The organism is Bradyrhizobium sp. CCBAU 51627 (assembly GCF_028128765.1).
In the GTDB taxonomy this organism is placed as follows: Bacteria; Pseudomonadota; Alphaproteobacteria; order Rhizobiales; family Xanthobacteraceae; genus Bradyrhizobium.
The window spans coordinates 531,308-544,514 of the sequence record NZ_LBJG01000005.1 but is presented as its reverse complement, the minus strand read 5'-3'; the positions used below and the strand labels follow the sequence as shown (position 1 = coordinate 544,514).

The following is a 13,207-nucleotide window of genomic DNA, read 5'->3' as shown; positions in this document are numbered from 1 at the left end:
CGGTTTATTCAATTTGATGGCCAAAAAGCCCATGTTCTCCCGCGGGAACCGGCGTTGTATTGGGGCAACACTGGCTCGAAAAGCCCATTTTGAGGGATTTGTGCCATTGCACTGCCACACCGTCCTCCGAACAATTGACGCGCCGCGTGCGTGGCTGTGCAATCTGGTTCGCTGACGAACCTTGGAGGCAGGGATCATGAATGATCGGCGGTCTCTTCTTGTGGCGGTCTCGTGCCCCTCGGCCGTGATGGTCGGCTGGCTGGCGCTCTCCCTCCCTGCCTATGCCCCGGCTTTGATCGAGAACAGCGGCGCCAATGCAGCCGCCATTTCCCGTGCCAAAGACCTCACGCGTCTCGACCTTGCCGACATCCCGCGCGCAGCGACGATAGACGATGGCATCGCGCTGACCGCCGACATCGCGGCAGCCGCAGCTGCGACACCGAGCGTGGCTATACTCGAAGCGCCACCGCCGGAGATAGAGGCTCCCGTCGTCAAGCTCGCCTCGGCCGATCCAGCCGACATGCTGCCGACGGTCTTCCCCGCGCCTGAGGTTATCCCCGAACCCGCTCCCGTCGCCAGCGAGGCTGAGGTTGCTCCGGAGCCCACCATCAAACTTGCCTCCGCCGATCCCGGCGACGTCGTGCCGTCGGAAGCGCTGTCGCCCGCGGCGATTGCGAGCGGCCCCGTGGCCGAAAGCAAGGCGCCCCCGCCCGCCGACACCGTGGCCGTGCTCGACGAATGCTACGCCATGGACGCCTGCATCGACCGCTATCTCTGGACACTGTATCAACGCACGCCGAAGGAAGACTCGATCAAGGTCGAGGACCGCCGCGCCGTCACCATCAAGCGCAAGGGCAAGATGGTCACCGTGATGCGCAGCTTCACAAAACTCGTCGATGAGGATTTTGCCTGGAAGGATCCGAAGGCGGCCGAGCACGCCAACATACCGCTGATGGACTACGTCATCGGCGGCATGGACAAGAGCTTCAAGCAGAAGCTGTTTCGCACGCTGCTCGCGGCCGAGGCGGCCGGCCTGTCGCCGGGTATTACCAGCGCGTTCCGCGACGATTACCGGCAATCGATCGCGAGCGGCTTGAAAGCGGCGTCCGATCGCTCCTATCACGGCGGCAGCTCTCGCGGCGGTTACGGTCACGGCATGGCAGCCGACATCGTCAGCACCAAGGGCGACAATCGCGCCCAGCGCTGGGCCTCGACGGAAGTGCTGTGGAAATGGATTGACGCCAACGCCAAGGCGCTTGGCATCGGTCGGCCCTATCTCGACCGCGATCCACCACATGTCGGCCCGATCGACGGACAGGAATACATCTCCAAGCGCGGCGTTGCCACCGACCGCAAGGAAGCCGCCAACTCCAAACCGAAGAAGGCGCGCGTTGTGGCCAGCGCCAAGCCGCCGAAGGCGCAAGCCGCGCGGGTGCAGAAGAGCTCGGCAAAGCCGCAGAAGTCGGCACAGTCGGCCGCAAAGCGGACGACCTGATCGAGGCTTAGGTACCCGACGCCGGCAATGGCACAAGACGCATCTCGGCCGATCCGGCCTGCTGCGTGCGAACGAGCACAGCGAAGATCGTCTCGACCGCAAGTCGCACGGCGGCCTCGATCGCCGCGCCCTTGGCAAGATGAGCCGCGATCAGAGCGGCGAGCAGATCGCCGGTACCGTAGGGACGGATGGGGAGACGCGGCGTCGCAAAGCGCGACAATTGCCCGTCCCCGCACAGGATCGTCTCCAGCTGTCCTCCCGGCGTGTCGGCCAGCGTGCAGCCGGTGGCGACGACATCGATCCGGCGTTGTCCCGCAAGCGCGGCGGCCGCGGCGCGCAAGCTGTCAGTGTCCGAGATATTGACGCCGGAAAGCATCTCGAGCTCGAACTGGTTCGGCGTGATCAGGTGCGCGGCGGGCAGCAGCCGGTGCCGCACCACGTCGAGAATGCCGTCAGCGACATAGATGCGGCCGTCATCTCCGATCACGGGATCGCAGAGATAGATGAGCTTCGAATTGCGCGACAGCGCACGCTCGACGAAATCAGCGATGACGACCGCGTTGTCGGGCGAGCCGAGATAGCCGGTGACGAGCACGGCGGCTTCATCGACCAGATTCCGCTCCTCGACGCCCCTGAGCAGATCGGCGACGAGCTCGGCGTCGAGTACCCGCCCGCGCAAGGTTGGGTAGCGCGGATGGTTCGACAGCAGCGTCGTGGGCACAGCGGCGACGTTCACGCCCTCCGCCTGCATGGCGTGGACCGCGGCGCTGTTGCCGACATGGCCGTGGACCACCTGGCTTTGAATGGAGATGACGAGCATGCAAAGGTCCGTAAAAGCAATCGTGCCGCGGCGCAAGCATAGCGCGGATCACGAGATGTCGTAGCCAAGCTCCGGCCGCAGCGCCTGCATCTTCCGCGCCAACCGCCGGTGCCCGGTCTCGTCGGACCGTGCCAGCCGGTTTGCCACCGCAACATGGTCGGCGTCGGTCTTGTGCTGATTGAGCTTGGCCTGCCCCTCGATCTGATCAACCACGAGATCGACGACGCGGATCGCACCCAGCATGCTCTCGCGCTTGCCCGGCTCCATCTGGGCAAGAGTCCACGGTTGTTTCGGCAGTCGCGACTCGGCGACGGCGAGGAGCGCATCGCCATGGCCGCGATTCTCGTCGTGAGCGCGCAGATGCGCCACGCCCGACAGATGCACGGCTTCGTAAAGCCAGGTCGAGACATTGTCTGACGAGGCGTACCAGTCGTTGGAGATGTAGGCATCGTCGCCGGCAACGATCAGCAGGAACCGTCTGACGCCGTCGGCGAGCTCGACCAGCGGGTTTCTTGCCGTGAAATGGATCTGCACGACCGTGCGCCCGTCGCGCTCGGCCAGCACGAACGGCACGTGCGAGGCGCGCGGGCCGCTCGCATCCGCCGCGACGATCATGCCGAAACCCCGCCGGCCTGCGAACTCCAGCGCGCGCTGTTCCTCGATGCGAAACTGGGGCCGAAGGATATGCATGGTGCCGTGCTCGATCCAGACAAAGGGCGATGCGATGCTAACCGATGATGCCGCGGAATCCGAAACGATATCGAGCCGCAAATGCAGATGTCAGGAATGTCCCCCGCGGCGCGCAAGCTCGTCGAGATAGGCGCAGAACATGTCGGCCAGCCCCTCGGCGTGACGCTCGATCTCCGCCTTGCTGCGCGGCGCCTCGGAGAACCGTTTTCCCACCGCGGCCAGCGTCGTCTTGATCAGCTCGCCGGCGAGCTCTCGCTTCGCTTCCGAGGCATCTGGCAGTGCCTCGCGCATGAAGGTTGCGACGATGCCCTCGCCAGCCGCCCGCGCCTCCCGTGCCTCGGGCGCGTCACGATAGAGCGGGGCGGCGTCGCTGAGCGCGCCGCGGATCGCGGCTTCCTCGCATTCGGAGCGAACGAAAGCGTGGACCAGCGCGCGCAGCCTCGCCGGTGGTGGCCTCGTCCGGTCCGCGAGAATGCCTCGAAGAAGCTCGCTCGTATTCCGCCACTCGTCGCTTTGCAGGCGGAACAGGATCGCCGCCTTGTTCGGAAAATATTGGTAGAGCGACCCGACGCTCACCCCGGCTCGCTCCGCCACACGCGCAGTGGTGAAGCGCTGTGCGCCCTCCTTCGCCAGGACCTGAACAGCGGCAGCCAGAATGGCCGCCACCAGCTCATTGGAGCGGGCCTGCTGTGGCTGTTTTCGTGAGGAAACTGAACGACTTCGACGATCGGCCATGACGCGCCCAGGGGAATGCGAATAGGAAATGCGACGAATTAGTCGTATTTCAACTCGCGCGCAAGCACGCGCTTTGAACTCTGGAGACGCCCTATGACCACCCCAACAATCACGTCGCTTGCGCCGCTGCTGGACCGCCTGTTCGACCAGGCCGAGGCAACAAGCGGCACAACGCAAGCCGCCGTCGGCGATTTGAGCGACGCGGACCGCGCGCGGATGATGCGAAGCAAAGCCGATTACCGCGATCTCTACGCACGCCTGAAGGATGCACCGCTCGCGGTCTCGCGCGAAACCGGTCGGTTGCTGTACATGCTGGCGCGCAGCTCGCGCGCGAAGGTGATCGTCGAGTTCGGCACTTCGTTCGGCATCTCGACCCTTCACCTGGCCGCGGGCCTGCGCGACAACGGCGGCGGCCGCCTCATCACCAGCGAGTTCGAGCCGACCAAGGCGGCGCGGGCCCGCGAAAATCTCTCGGCCGGCGGGCTGATCGATCTCGTCGAATTCCGTGAAGGCGACGCGCTGAAAACGCTGAGCGCCGACCTGCCCGATCAGATCGATCTGGTGCTGCTGGACGGCGCCAAGGCCCTCTACCCAGATATCCTAGATCTGGTCGAAGACCGCCTGAAGCCGGGCGCGATCATCGTCGCCGACAATGCGGACTTCAGCCCGGACTACCTGGTGCGCGTCCGCAAGCCTGGCAACGGGTACATGTCGACGCCCTTCGCCGAGGACGTCGAGCTTTCCGTGCGGATCAACTAGGACCGCTTCGAACGACTTGCGGCACCTCGGAGCCGTCGCGCGGATTGCTCGCGGGGCGGCTTAACCACGTCGCCGCTCGCGCCATCAATCCTGTCGCAGGCTCGTCACTCACAAATGATAGCCATTCCCGGCAAAGCCTTGTCGCGCGTGCTGACATACCGATCGCGCAGTATCTTTCGCGCGCCACGCGCTCGAGAACTCCATGACGTCTGCTTTCACCTCCTACGCCGCGCTTGCCCTCGCCATCGTGTTCGAGGTGACGGCGTCCGCCCTCCTGCAACAATCCGCGCAGTTCACACGGCCCTGGCCGACACTGGCGATGGTGCTGTTCTACGTCGTCTCGTTCTATGCGCTATCGGTCGCGATCCGGGTCATTCCCCTGAGCATCGCCTATGCGATCTGGGGCGGGGTCGGCATTATCCTGACCGCCACCATCTCCTTCGTGCTGTTCCGCCAGATGCTGGACGCCGCGGCCTTCGTCGGCATCGCCCTGATCGTATCAGGCGTCGTGGTCATCAACCTGTTCTCGCAGGCGATGGCGCATTGATGCCCCGCAAACGCCGCCACGCCGGCGCCGCTAGCCGCGATTCCTATTGCTGACCTTGCACCGGCTTGGGTGGACGCTGCTTGGATCTGGATGGTTTTGCGCCAGGCTTCGCCGGAGCACTTGGCGGCGGCGTATCGACGGATACCAGATAGGCGGCGAGTGCCTTGGCGGTGTCGGGGCCCGCCGAATAATGGTCCTGGAGAAACCAGGATAGCGTCAGGCTGTAGCGTCCCTTCGCCAGTCCCCGCGGGCTGCGATGGCAGGTCGCGCAGCCATCCGCAAACAGCTTTTCGGGCGACTTGCCGGCGTCGAGATTTTGTGCGGACGCAGGCGACGACGTCAGCACGCTGATCGATGCGGCAACGGTTCCAAGGATCACCAGAGGCGCGATAACTTCGCGCCCCCGTCGGATGAGCGATCTCAATGTCTTCCCCCTAGCCCGTCCTGCGGTCACGCCGCCAGCAACTGATCGAATTCCGGCGGCGCGTAGGCCTTGCCGTTCTGATCGGTGATGACGACCCGCCAGCCTTCGCTCGCCCAAACCTTCGCTTTCGCCACGATGAGCAACCGGCTCTCGCGGGCAAAACTGTACTTCTCATTGTCGCGTTCCGCGATCATTATATAGGCCAATTTCGCATCCCCTGCGTTGCCCTGCACCCATTCTCGTCGTGGCAGCGGGCTTTGGCGGCAATTCGCCGGGAGCGTGGCAATTTGGTGCCCACCGCGGCAGCATTGTGCCGCCGACACCGATTCCAGCCGGGCGACGGAGATCAGTCATGCGCCGCGTCTTGAATGCGATTCTGCTTGCCGGGAGCTGGTTTACGGACGTGCGCGCGACCTCATCCGGACAGGCCGCTCAGGACAATCCCTATGCAGCGCGGAGCGGCTGTGGCCCGTCGCCGCCGCGACGGAACCGATAGCGCTCGGGGGACCCGCTCAGTGGACGCGGATCACATGTGGCCGTCCGAGATCAATCAGACCCTGCACAGCCGACAGGCGGTCGTCCAGGGCGGCAATGGTGAGCAGCAAATTGTTGCGACGCTCGTCCAGCAGGCCTATCTCGGCGCCGGAGAGTTTCTTGCTCATCCGCTCCTTGTGGATGCCGTCGAGCGATTTGCGCAAGCCGGCAATCAGTCCGGCCAGTTGCTTGGCCTCTTTGGTCATCGAACGCTTCGCGACATTCTGGCGGCGCGTCTCCGCCTGGCTTTGTCTCATCTTCATCCTCCCGTGCCCCGCTGCCCCGAGTGGATGTTTACATCTTTGGGTAGACATCTTACGATCGATGAAATCTGCCCGCGAAGAACCTTCTTAAATTGTACGCGCACGGAACTGGGCCCAGGCCAAGAAAAAAGCCCGGCACGAAGGCCGGGCTTTCAGGATCACTGATGCTTCTGGGGCCCGCCGCCATGCGGGGCAGCGTTGACATGCGGAGCAGCGTTGACATGCGGAGCGCCACCACCGCCAGCCGGATGCGGCGCAGGTGCAGCCGCGCGCGGTGTCGGCATCTGCGCATGCGCATTCATCGGCGCACCATGGCTGACGTTCGGCTGAGCCATATGCGGCATCGCAGGCCGGGCCGCCGGAGCGGCTGACACGCGTGGCGCTTCATGCGCCCGTGCCATCGGCTGCGCATGCACCGCGGCGTGAGCAGCGGCCGGCTCGTGCATCATGCGCGCCTGCGCATCACGGGGATTGCGCGTCTGCACCGCGGTGCGCTCATGCGCGATGCGTTCGCTTCGCCCGGCGCCCGTTCGAGCGGCTGTCACTGCGGCGGCGTGCTTTGTGACGGCTGCGTTACCCCGTGCGGTCGCAGCATCCCGTCCGGAGATCGCGGCGGCGGCGTTGACATTGCCCTTGCCGTGGATGCCTTCGCGGTCGAGCGCGACTGCAGCGTCACGCGTGGCCGCACGACCGATCCGAGCGGCACGCGGGTCGATCGTCAGCCGCGTCGCGAAGCGTTCGTGGGAAGTCCAGTAGCTATCCCAGTAAGCGTGGCGACGATACCACGGACGTCCCTCATAATAGCTCGACCAGTACGAGCTCAGCACGAAGGGGACGATCGGCACGTCGATCTCATCGACATAGTCCGGCAGATAGACGTAGTGATTGCGATAGAGATATTCGAGGTATTGCGACGATACCCAGCCGCGATCATCGGAGAAGCTCACATCGCACCAGGCATCGCCACGCAGGCAGCCATGGATGTTGACGCGAGCGCCCTCGGGAATGCGATCGACCAGGGGAAAGCCCGCCCCCGGCCCGGCGCGCAGACCGGTCGAGACGGTGACGATACCCGGGGCGGCCAATGCGGCCGTCGGGGCGAGCAGCGATGCTGCAAGTAAAGCGGTTTTCAGTCTCATGGCGAAGTCCTCCTCTGAGAGGCGGAACGCGCGAGCGGAATAAAGCGTTCCGCTCACAAGCCTCGCATCAGCCAAAAGATTGAGAAGCGCCCCATGCCGCGCGCGGTTCAATATTCATCCGCCATTCATCGGCGGAGCAAAGGCTCACTTCACCCGTAACATGAAGCCGTCGAAATAGGCTGCCAGCGCCGCAAAATCCCTGAGCGGCAACACCTGCGCGACATATTGGTCCGGCCGCACCACGACCATGCAGCCGACCGTCCGATCGATACCTCGCATCGTGAAGACATCGTGGCCGCCCTTGAGGTCCGGGCAGAACATCTTTTCGTAGTCGTACAAGCCGTAACGGCCCTTGCTCGGGCGCAACATAGGCGGCATCGCCTCGATCGCGAGCTCACGATGATCCTGCTGAAACACCGCGCGCAGGTCGATGACACTGTCGATGTCGGAGCTTCTGGGCGTGTATCGCCGGATCGGCGATTCCTCGGCCTCGGCGAGGAAATTGCACAAAGCACGAATAGCGGAGCTCGATGCCGCGGGATTTTCGGCGGGAGAAAACGCATAGATGCGGAAACGGCCGTCCGCTTGCGCCGCGTGGCCGAGATGCACCGGCTTGGCGTCTCCGAGTCGGATGACCGGCGCAGAGTGGAATCGTTTGCCAATCACCAGGCCCTGCGCGAGATGCTGATGCGAGGCCGCGCCGGTCAGGATCGACGGCCCGTAATGGGTCGCGGTGCCCGCGGTGTAACGGCCGTGCCTGACAAAATAGTCCTGCGTCTTCGCCGCGTCAGCGCCTCCGGCTTTGGCCGCCGAGGCCAGGATCCCGGCCCATTCACGATCGAAGTCGATCAGTTCCTTCGCCACTGCCTGCCGCTCGGCTGAATAGGAGTGCAGCAGGCTCGGCGCACATTGCTTGCGCAGCACGGCGGCGAGCTTCCAGCCGAGATTGAACGCATCCTGCATCGAGACGTTCATGCCCTGCCCGGCCTTGGGGCTGTGCGTATGGCAGGCATCGCCGGCGATGAAGATGCGCGGCTGCCGCGTTGCGATCTCCCCTTCCGGCACGTCGTCGAACTTGTTGGTGAGGCGCTGGCCGATCTCATAGACCGACCACCAGGCGATCTCCTTCACTTCGAGCCTATGCGGCTTCAGGATCCGTTGCGCCTTCGCAATCACGTCTTCGGCCGTGATGTTGCGGTTGGCGACGCGCTCGCCGACGTCCAGCTTGGCCAGCTCGACATAGATGCGGACCATATAGCCGCCTTCGCGGGGGATGATGAGAAGGCTACCGTCCTTCGCCGACTGGATCAGCGTCTTGAAGCGGATATCGGGAAAGTCGGTTATTGCCAGCACATCCATCACGCCCCAGGCGTGGTTGGCGGAATCGCCGTGCAGCTCGCGGCCGATCGACTTGCGCACCGTGCTGCGCGCGCCGTCGCAACCGACGACGTAGCGCGCCTTGATGGTCTCGACCTTGCCCGCGTGCGCGCCGTCGATGCGCTCAAGACGCACGGTCACGGCGTGAGCGGCGGGAACTGCGGCCTGATCGACCTGGAGGTCGAGCAGGCGTCTTCCATAATAGGGCTCGAGCTTGGCCTGTGATTTGCGCATGACGTCGAGAAAGTCGTCATGAATTCGCGCCTGGTTGAGGATGACGTGCGGAAATTCCGACAGTCCGTCCTCGACGTCCTGCACCCTGCCGCTGCGGACGATCTTCTCCGGCGCCCGCTCGTCCGGCTTCCAGAACGTCGTCTCATTGACCCAATAGGCTTCCTTCAGCACGCGCTCGCTGAAGCCAAAGGCGTGAAACATCTCCATGGTACGACAGGCGATGCCGTCGGCCTGACCGACCAGGAGCCGGCCCGGCTTCTGCTCGACAATGCAGGTCTTGATGTCGCCGAATTGCGCGAGCTGGGCCGCCAGCGTCAAGCCGGCGGGGCCGCAGCCGACGATGAGGACATCGACCTCGTCGGGTACCGCGCCCAAAGCACCGGGAACCGGAATGCGCTCGGCGGGATCGGCAATTTCAGGATCGCCCGGCTGGAAGCCATTGAGATGGAATTGCATGAGCACCTCTCCCGTCGACGTCTTTCAATATTGATCAGTATGCTGACTATCAGTATACTTGTCAATGATGCGCCGCCGTCCCCATCGCCAAGGAGAATTCGGTGAAAGACAACAATGACATGCCTGGCCATCTGGCGCGGCGTTTCCAGCAGATCGCGGTCGCCGTGTTCCTGGCCGAGGTCGGCGAAGCCGGCTTCGACCTCACGCCGGTGCAATACGCAGCGCTTGCGACCATCAAGGCCAATCCCGGGCTCGATCAGGTGACGCTCGCAGGCCTGATCGCTTACGATCGCACGACCATCACCGGCGTGATCGATCGTCTGGTGCAGAAGAACCTGATCGAGCGGCGCGCCAGTCCGCGCGACCGGCGCGCCCGAGAGCTCGAGATCACCGACGAGGGCCGCCGCACGCTGCGCAAGATCACGCCGGCGGTCGAGTCCGCTCAGCGCATCATGCTGCGAGGGCTCAGCGCCAAGGAGGGCGAGGAATTGATGCGACTGCTCCGCAAGGCCATTGCGGCCGGCAATGAGCTCAGCCGCGCCCCGCTGCGCCAGACATTGGCATAGAACGTTTTCGAACGGAGTCGATACCGCTTCGCGTCAAGAAGCCTGAACCCCGTATTTCTATCAGGAGATGTCGCGGACCTGCGAAACCTGGAACTAACCTTCGGCTGTTACGGTCGGCAACCTTCTGCGCTTAACGCGGCATTAACTTTGCCTGGTCGGGAGTTTCGGATGTTCAGGTTCACCATCGCGGCCGCAGCCATCGCGCTCTCGACCGTTCCCGTCCTCGCCAACGGCCACGGTAGCGATGCCCCTCCTCCACCCAAGCCCGAGGCGACAACCGCACCGGCGAAGGTGGTCCTGACCAAGCAGGGTCCCAAGCTGGTCGATCTCAAGGGCATGACGCTCTATACGTATGAGCGCGACACCAACGGCAAGAGCTCGAACTGCAACGGCAAGTGCACTGAGAGCTGGGTCCCGCTGGCCGCGACCGCCGACGCCAAGGCTGTCGGCGACTTCACCGTGATCAGCCGCAACGACGGAAGCAAGATGTGGGCGTACCGCTATCGGCCGCTCTACACCTCGCCTGCCGACAAGGCGCCCGGCGATGCCAATGGGAACGCCACGACGCTGCAATGGCGCATCGCGCGGCCTGAAAATTAAGGCCGGAACGGCGCGCGTCCGTCACTGCCCGACGCACCCGCGAGCTTGGCCTGGGCTACGGAATTGACCGAGGCAAAATTCGCCTCGGGAGTCCAGTGCAAGGCCGCGTACAGCGCCAATCCCGCCAAAATCGACCCGTAGAAACCGAGGGTGGCCAAACGCCACTTGCGCACAACGCGACGCTCATTCTCGTTCAATTCATCAGGATATCTTTGCATGATGCCTCCAATGGCAACGAGCCATTGAGACATAGCGCAAACGGGGCCAGGCGCCTGTGAAGCAATTCACCTTGGTGGCGGCCGAGTCGTCGATCGCCGCGGTCCCGTGATTCAAGCTTCGGTGATGCGCTGGTGACAGGTCAGCTCGGTCATCTCACCCGCGCCAGCTCGGCCCTGCCTCGACCTGCGCGCTCTGCCCTGGCGGCAGGACCACGACGGTAGCGTTGAGCTTCACCCGGTCGAACAGATCTATGACGTCTTCGTTGCGCATCCGGATGCAACCCGACGAGATCGCCTGGCCGATATATTCCGGCTGGTTGGTGCCGTGGATGCGATAGAGCGTGTCCTTGTTGCCGGCATAGAGATAGATGCCGCGTGCCCCCAGCGGATTGGCGGGGCCGCCGGGCACGCGCGCCGGATAGGGCCCGAGCCGCGCCTGAATTTCTGGCGTCGGCACCCAGTCCGGCCATTCCGCCATGCGGCCGACGCGCGCAACGCCTGAGAAGGCCATTGCCTCCTCGCCGACCGCAACGCCGTAGCGGATCGCCTTGCCGTCCGGCAGCACGTAATAGAGATAGCGCGCATCGGTATCGACCAGGATGGTACCCGGCTGCTCCTTGCGCGGATAATCCACGATGTGACGGAGATATTGCTCAGGCACGTTCGCCTGAGCGTAAGGCACGTGCGCGAGCAATTGCCGATCGCGCGGCGTCATGCTCGCGTCGGTCGACGGCGACAATGTAGCCTGCATACAGCCGCCGAGCGGCAGCAAGGCGACAACGAAAAGTGCGAATGAAACTCTTGGCACCGCCGGCCCCCGATAGCGGATAGCAGCGCCCCCAGCATCGCGAATTGCTGCCCAAATCGTGCTCAAAACAAGGCGACGCGGAACACGTACCCGTGTTCGGCCGATCGGGTTCCATCACCACATCTGGCGGAAGACGGTCGCAGTCTCTCCACCGCCTTGCCTTGCTTTGGTCAAACCTGGCTGGACTCGTGCGCCATCGGGCCAATCGCATCAGACTTGGATGGGCCATTCAACCAAATCGGCTCGCGCCAATGCGAACGACCAACGCTTCAGGGGAGCTGCGATGCTCGCGACGTTGAACAGCCGGCAGATCGTCGATGAGATCGTGAAGGACACGGTCAAGGATAACGACCCGCACGACGCCATCCAGATTTCGCCCGAGGTGATCAGGGCTTCGCGCGCGAGCAGCGAGGCGCCAACACTTGCGCCGGAGTTCACGGCACGGCCGGAGCCGAAATTCGCCCCGGAGCCAAAACTCGCACCGGAGTCCAGGACTCATTTCGAATCGAAGTTCAGTCCGGGCGAGCCGAAGTTAGGTCCGGTGGCTGAGCCGCAAGCAGCCGCGCCCTCGGTCGACACCGCAGTGCGCGTGACCGCGAGCGATGACCGCGGCCGCCCGAAGCGATCGGCCGCCGGCAAATTGCTGCGTGGCGCGTTCGTCACCTTCCTGCTTGCGGGCGGCAGTGCCGCCGCTACCATCGCCTGGGAGAAGCACGGTGACATGGCGAAGCAGTTGGTCGCCGAATGGACCCCGGCCCTGACATCGCTACTGCCTTCGACATCACAGACGGCACCGGTCGCAGCCGCACAGGTCGCACCGGCTGCCGTGCCCGATCAGCCCGCCGATCAATCTGTAACGCCTCAAGCTGCAACGCCGCCCGCAGCGCCGGTCGCCACGGCCGCTGCCGCACCGGCAGCAACACAAACCGATGCCGCGCCTGCGGTGGAATCCATGACGCGCGACATTGCCGCGATGGCGCAGCAGATCGAGCAACTCAAGGCGAACATCGCCGAGTTGAAGGCCGGTCAGGAGCAGATGATCCGCGAGATCGCGAAGCCGCCGGCGCCAAGGCCGGTTGCTGAAGCGCGACCACCGGTCAATCCGCCCGCGCGCGCGTCGGCGCTCGCGCCGCGCGCTCCGGCACCCATGCCGCCGGTTCGCAAACCGAAGCCGGTCGTGTCGCACACCTACATGCCGGCCTATTCGCCGCCGCCGCTCGCACCTCCGCCGCCTTCGCAGGCCGCAGCGGTCCCGCCGCCGGCAGCGCCACCGGTCGCGACGACGCAGGCTGTTGCCGATGACGACGGACCTGTCGTGCGTCCGCCGATGCCGGTGCATTAGCGCAGGATCAGGAGGCCTGCATCAACCGACGACGCAGGGTGTCCGACACGATGTGTTCAGTTGAGTCCGTGCAACTACGGTGATGCGCGGCTCCGCGCAAAGAGAAAAGGCCGTCGGGATCTATGCCGCCGGCCTTCTCTTGCAGCTGCCGGTTCCCGGAGCCCGGTTCTGCTGCAATTCCATGCGTTATATTCACGTTG

At 64.3% G+C, this 13,207-nt stretch carries 16 protein-coding genes; 6 read left to right on the top strand and 10 right to left on the bottom strand.

The window, feature by feature from the left end; translation table 11 throughout:
• The first annotated feature begins 196 nt into the window (after positions 1–196).
• Entirely contained in the window at positions 197–1,495 is a 1,299-nt protein-coding gene (locus XH88_RS04910) for a hypothetical protein (RefSeq protein WP_271614265.1), read from the top strand.
• Positions 1,496–1,502: 7 nt separating this feature from the next.
• Here XH88_RS04910 and pdxY read toward each other — a convergent pair whose 3' ends face one another.
• The 3 genes from pdxY to XH88_RS04895 all read right to left on the bottom strand — a co-directional run bounded on the left by pdxY (position 1,503) and on the right by XH88_RS04895 (position 3,740).
• Positions 1,503–2,315 carry a pyridoxal kinase gene (pdxY, locus tag XH88_RS04905; RefSeq protein ID WP_271614264.1) on the bottom strand — a complete coding sequence of 271 codons (813 nt, stop codon included), beginning with the start codon at positions 2,313–2,315 and terminating at the stop codon, positions 1,503–1,505.
• 48 nt (positions 2,316–2,363) lie between these two features.
• The gene (locus XH88_RS04900) at positions 2,364–3,005 is read right to left on the bottom strand and encodes an FMN-binding negative transcriptional regulator (protein ID WP_271614263.1); all 642 of its coding nucleotides are present in this window, start codon (positions 3,003–3,005) and stop codon (positions 2,364–2,366) included.
• Between the two features lie 90 nt (positions 3,006–3,095).
• Positions 3,096–3,740 (bottom strand): TetR family transcriptional regulator, encoded by a 645-nt coding sequence (locus XH88_RS04895; protein WP_271614262.1) that lies wholly within the window; start codon positions 3,738–3,740, stop codon positions 3,096–3,098.
• Between the two features lie 93 nt (positions 3,741–3,833).
• On the opposite strand from XH88_RS04895, the gene XH88_RS04890 reads away from it, so the two are divergent.
• Positions 3,834–4,499 (top strand): O-methyltransferase, encoded by a 666-nt coding sequence (locus XH88_RS04890; RefSeq protein WP_271614261.1) that lies wholly within the window; start codon positions 3,834–3,836, stop codon positions 4,497–4,499.
• A gap of 202 nt (positions 4,500–4,701) precedes the next feature.
• A complete protein-coding gene (locus tag XH88_RS04885) occupies positions 4,702–5,046 on the top strand; it encodes a DMT family transporter (protein WP_271614260.1) in 345 nt (114 codons plus the stop codon).
• A gap of 43 nt (positions 5,047–5,089) precedes the next feature.
• On the opposite strand, the gene XH88_RS04880 is transcribed toward XH88_RS04885, so the two are convergent.
• The 5 genes from XH88_RS04880 to XH88_RS04860 form a co-directional block, all read right to left on the bottom strand.
• Positions 5,090–5,470 carry a hypothetical protein gene (locus tag XH88_RS04880; protein ID WP_271614259.1) on the bottom strand — a complete coding sequence of 127 codons (381 nt, stop codon included), beginning with the start codon at positions 5,468–5,470 and terminating at the stop codon, positions 5,090–5,092.
• Between the two features lie 26 nt (positions 5,471–5,496).
• On the bottom strand, positions 5,497–5,703 hold the full coding sequence (locus tag XH88_RS04875) for a hypothetical protein (protein WP_271614258.1): 207 nt from the start codon (positions 5,701–5,703) through the stop codon (positions 5,497–5,499).
• A 279-nt stretch (positions 5,704–5,982) separates the two neighbouring features.
• Positions 5,983–6,261 carry a hypothetical protein gene (locus XH88_RS04870; protein ID WP_271614257.1) on the bottom strand — a complete coding sequence of 93 codons (279 nt, stop codon included), beginning with the start codon at positions 6,259–6,261 and terminating at the stop codon, positions 5,983–5,985.
• A 164-nt stretch (positions 6,262–6,425) separates the two neighbouring features.
• Positions 6,426–7,406 (bottom strand): SH3 domain-containing protein, encoded by a 981-nt coding sequence (locus XH88_RS04865; protein ID WP_271614256.1) that lies wholly within the window; start codon positions 7,404–7,406, stop codon positions 6,426–6,428.
• Positions 7,407–7,550: 144 nt separating this feature from the next.
• Positions 7,551–9,473: an FAD-binding monooxygenase gene (locus XH88_RS04860; protein WP_271614255.1), complete on the bottom strand. Its 1,923-nt coding sequence runs from the start codon at positions 9,471–9,473 to the stop codon at positions 7,551–7,553.
• A 101-nt stretch (positions 9,474–9,574) separates the two neighbouring features.
• Here XH88_RS04860 and XH88_RS04855 point away from each other — a divergent pair, with 101 nt between their 5' ends.
• Entirely contained in the window at positions 9,575–10,039 is a 465-nt protein-coding gene (locus tag XH88_RS04855; protein WP_271614254.1) for a MarR family winged helix-turn-helix transcriptional regulator, read from the top strand.
• 168 nt (positions 10,040–10,207) lie between these two features.
• Entirely contained in the window at positions 10,208–10,639 is a 432-nt protein-coding gene (locus XH88_RS04850; protein ID WP_271614253.1) for a COG4315 family predicted lipoprotein, read from the top strand.
• Here XH88_RS04850 and XH88_RS04845 read toward each other — a convergent pair.
• Both XH88_RS04845 and XH88_RS04840 read right to left on the bottom strand, forming a co-directional pair.
• Positions 10,636–10,857, bottom strand: coding sequence for a hypothetical protein (locus tag XH88_RS04845; protein ID WP_271614252.1), 222 nt, complete (start codon positions 10,855–10,857; stop codon positions 10,636–10,638). The genes XH88_RS04850 and XH88_RS04845 overlap by 4 nt on opposite strands.
• 154 nt (positions 10,858–11,011) lie before the next feature.
• Positions 11,012–11,608, bottom strand: coding sequence for a L,D-transpeptidase (locus tag XH88_RS04840; RefSeq protein WP_271614366.1), 597 nt, complete (start codon positions 11,606–11,608; stop codon positions 11,012–11,014).
• A 340-nt stretch (positions 11,609–11,948) separates the two neighbouring features.
• Here XH88_RS04840 and XH88_RS04835 point away from each other — a divergent pair, with 340 nt between their 5' ends.
• Positions 11,949–13,007 carry a hypothetical protein gene (locus tag XH88_RS04835; protein WP_271614251.1) on the top strand — a complete coding sequence of 353 codons (1,059 nt, stop codon included), beginning with the start codon at positions 11,949–11,951 and terminating at the stop codon, positions 13,005–13,007.
• The last annotated feature ends 200 nt before the right edge of the window (positions 13,008–13,207 follow it).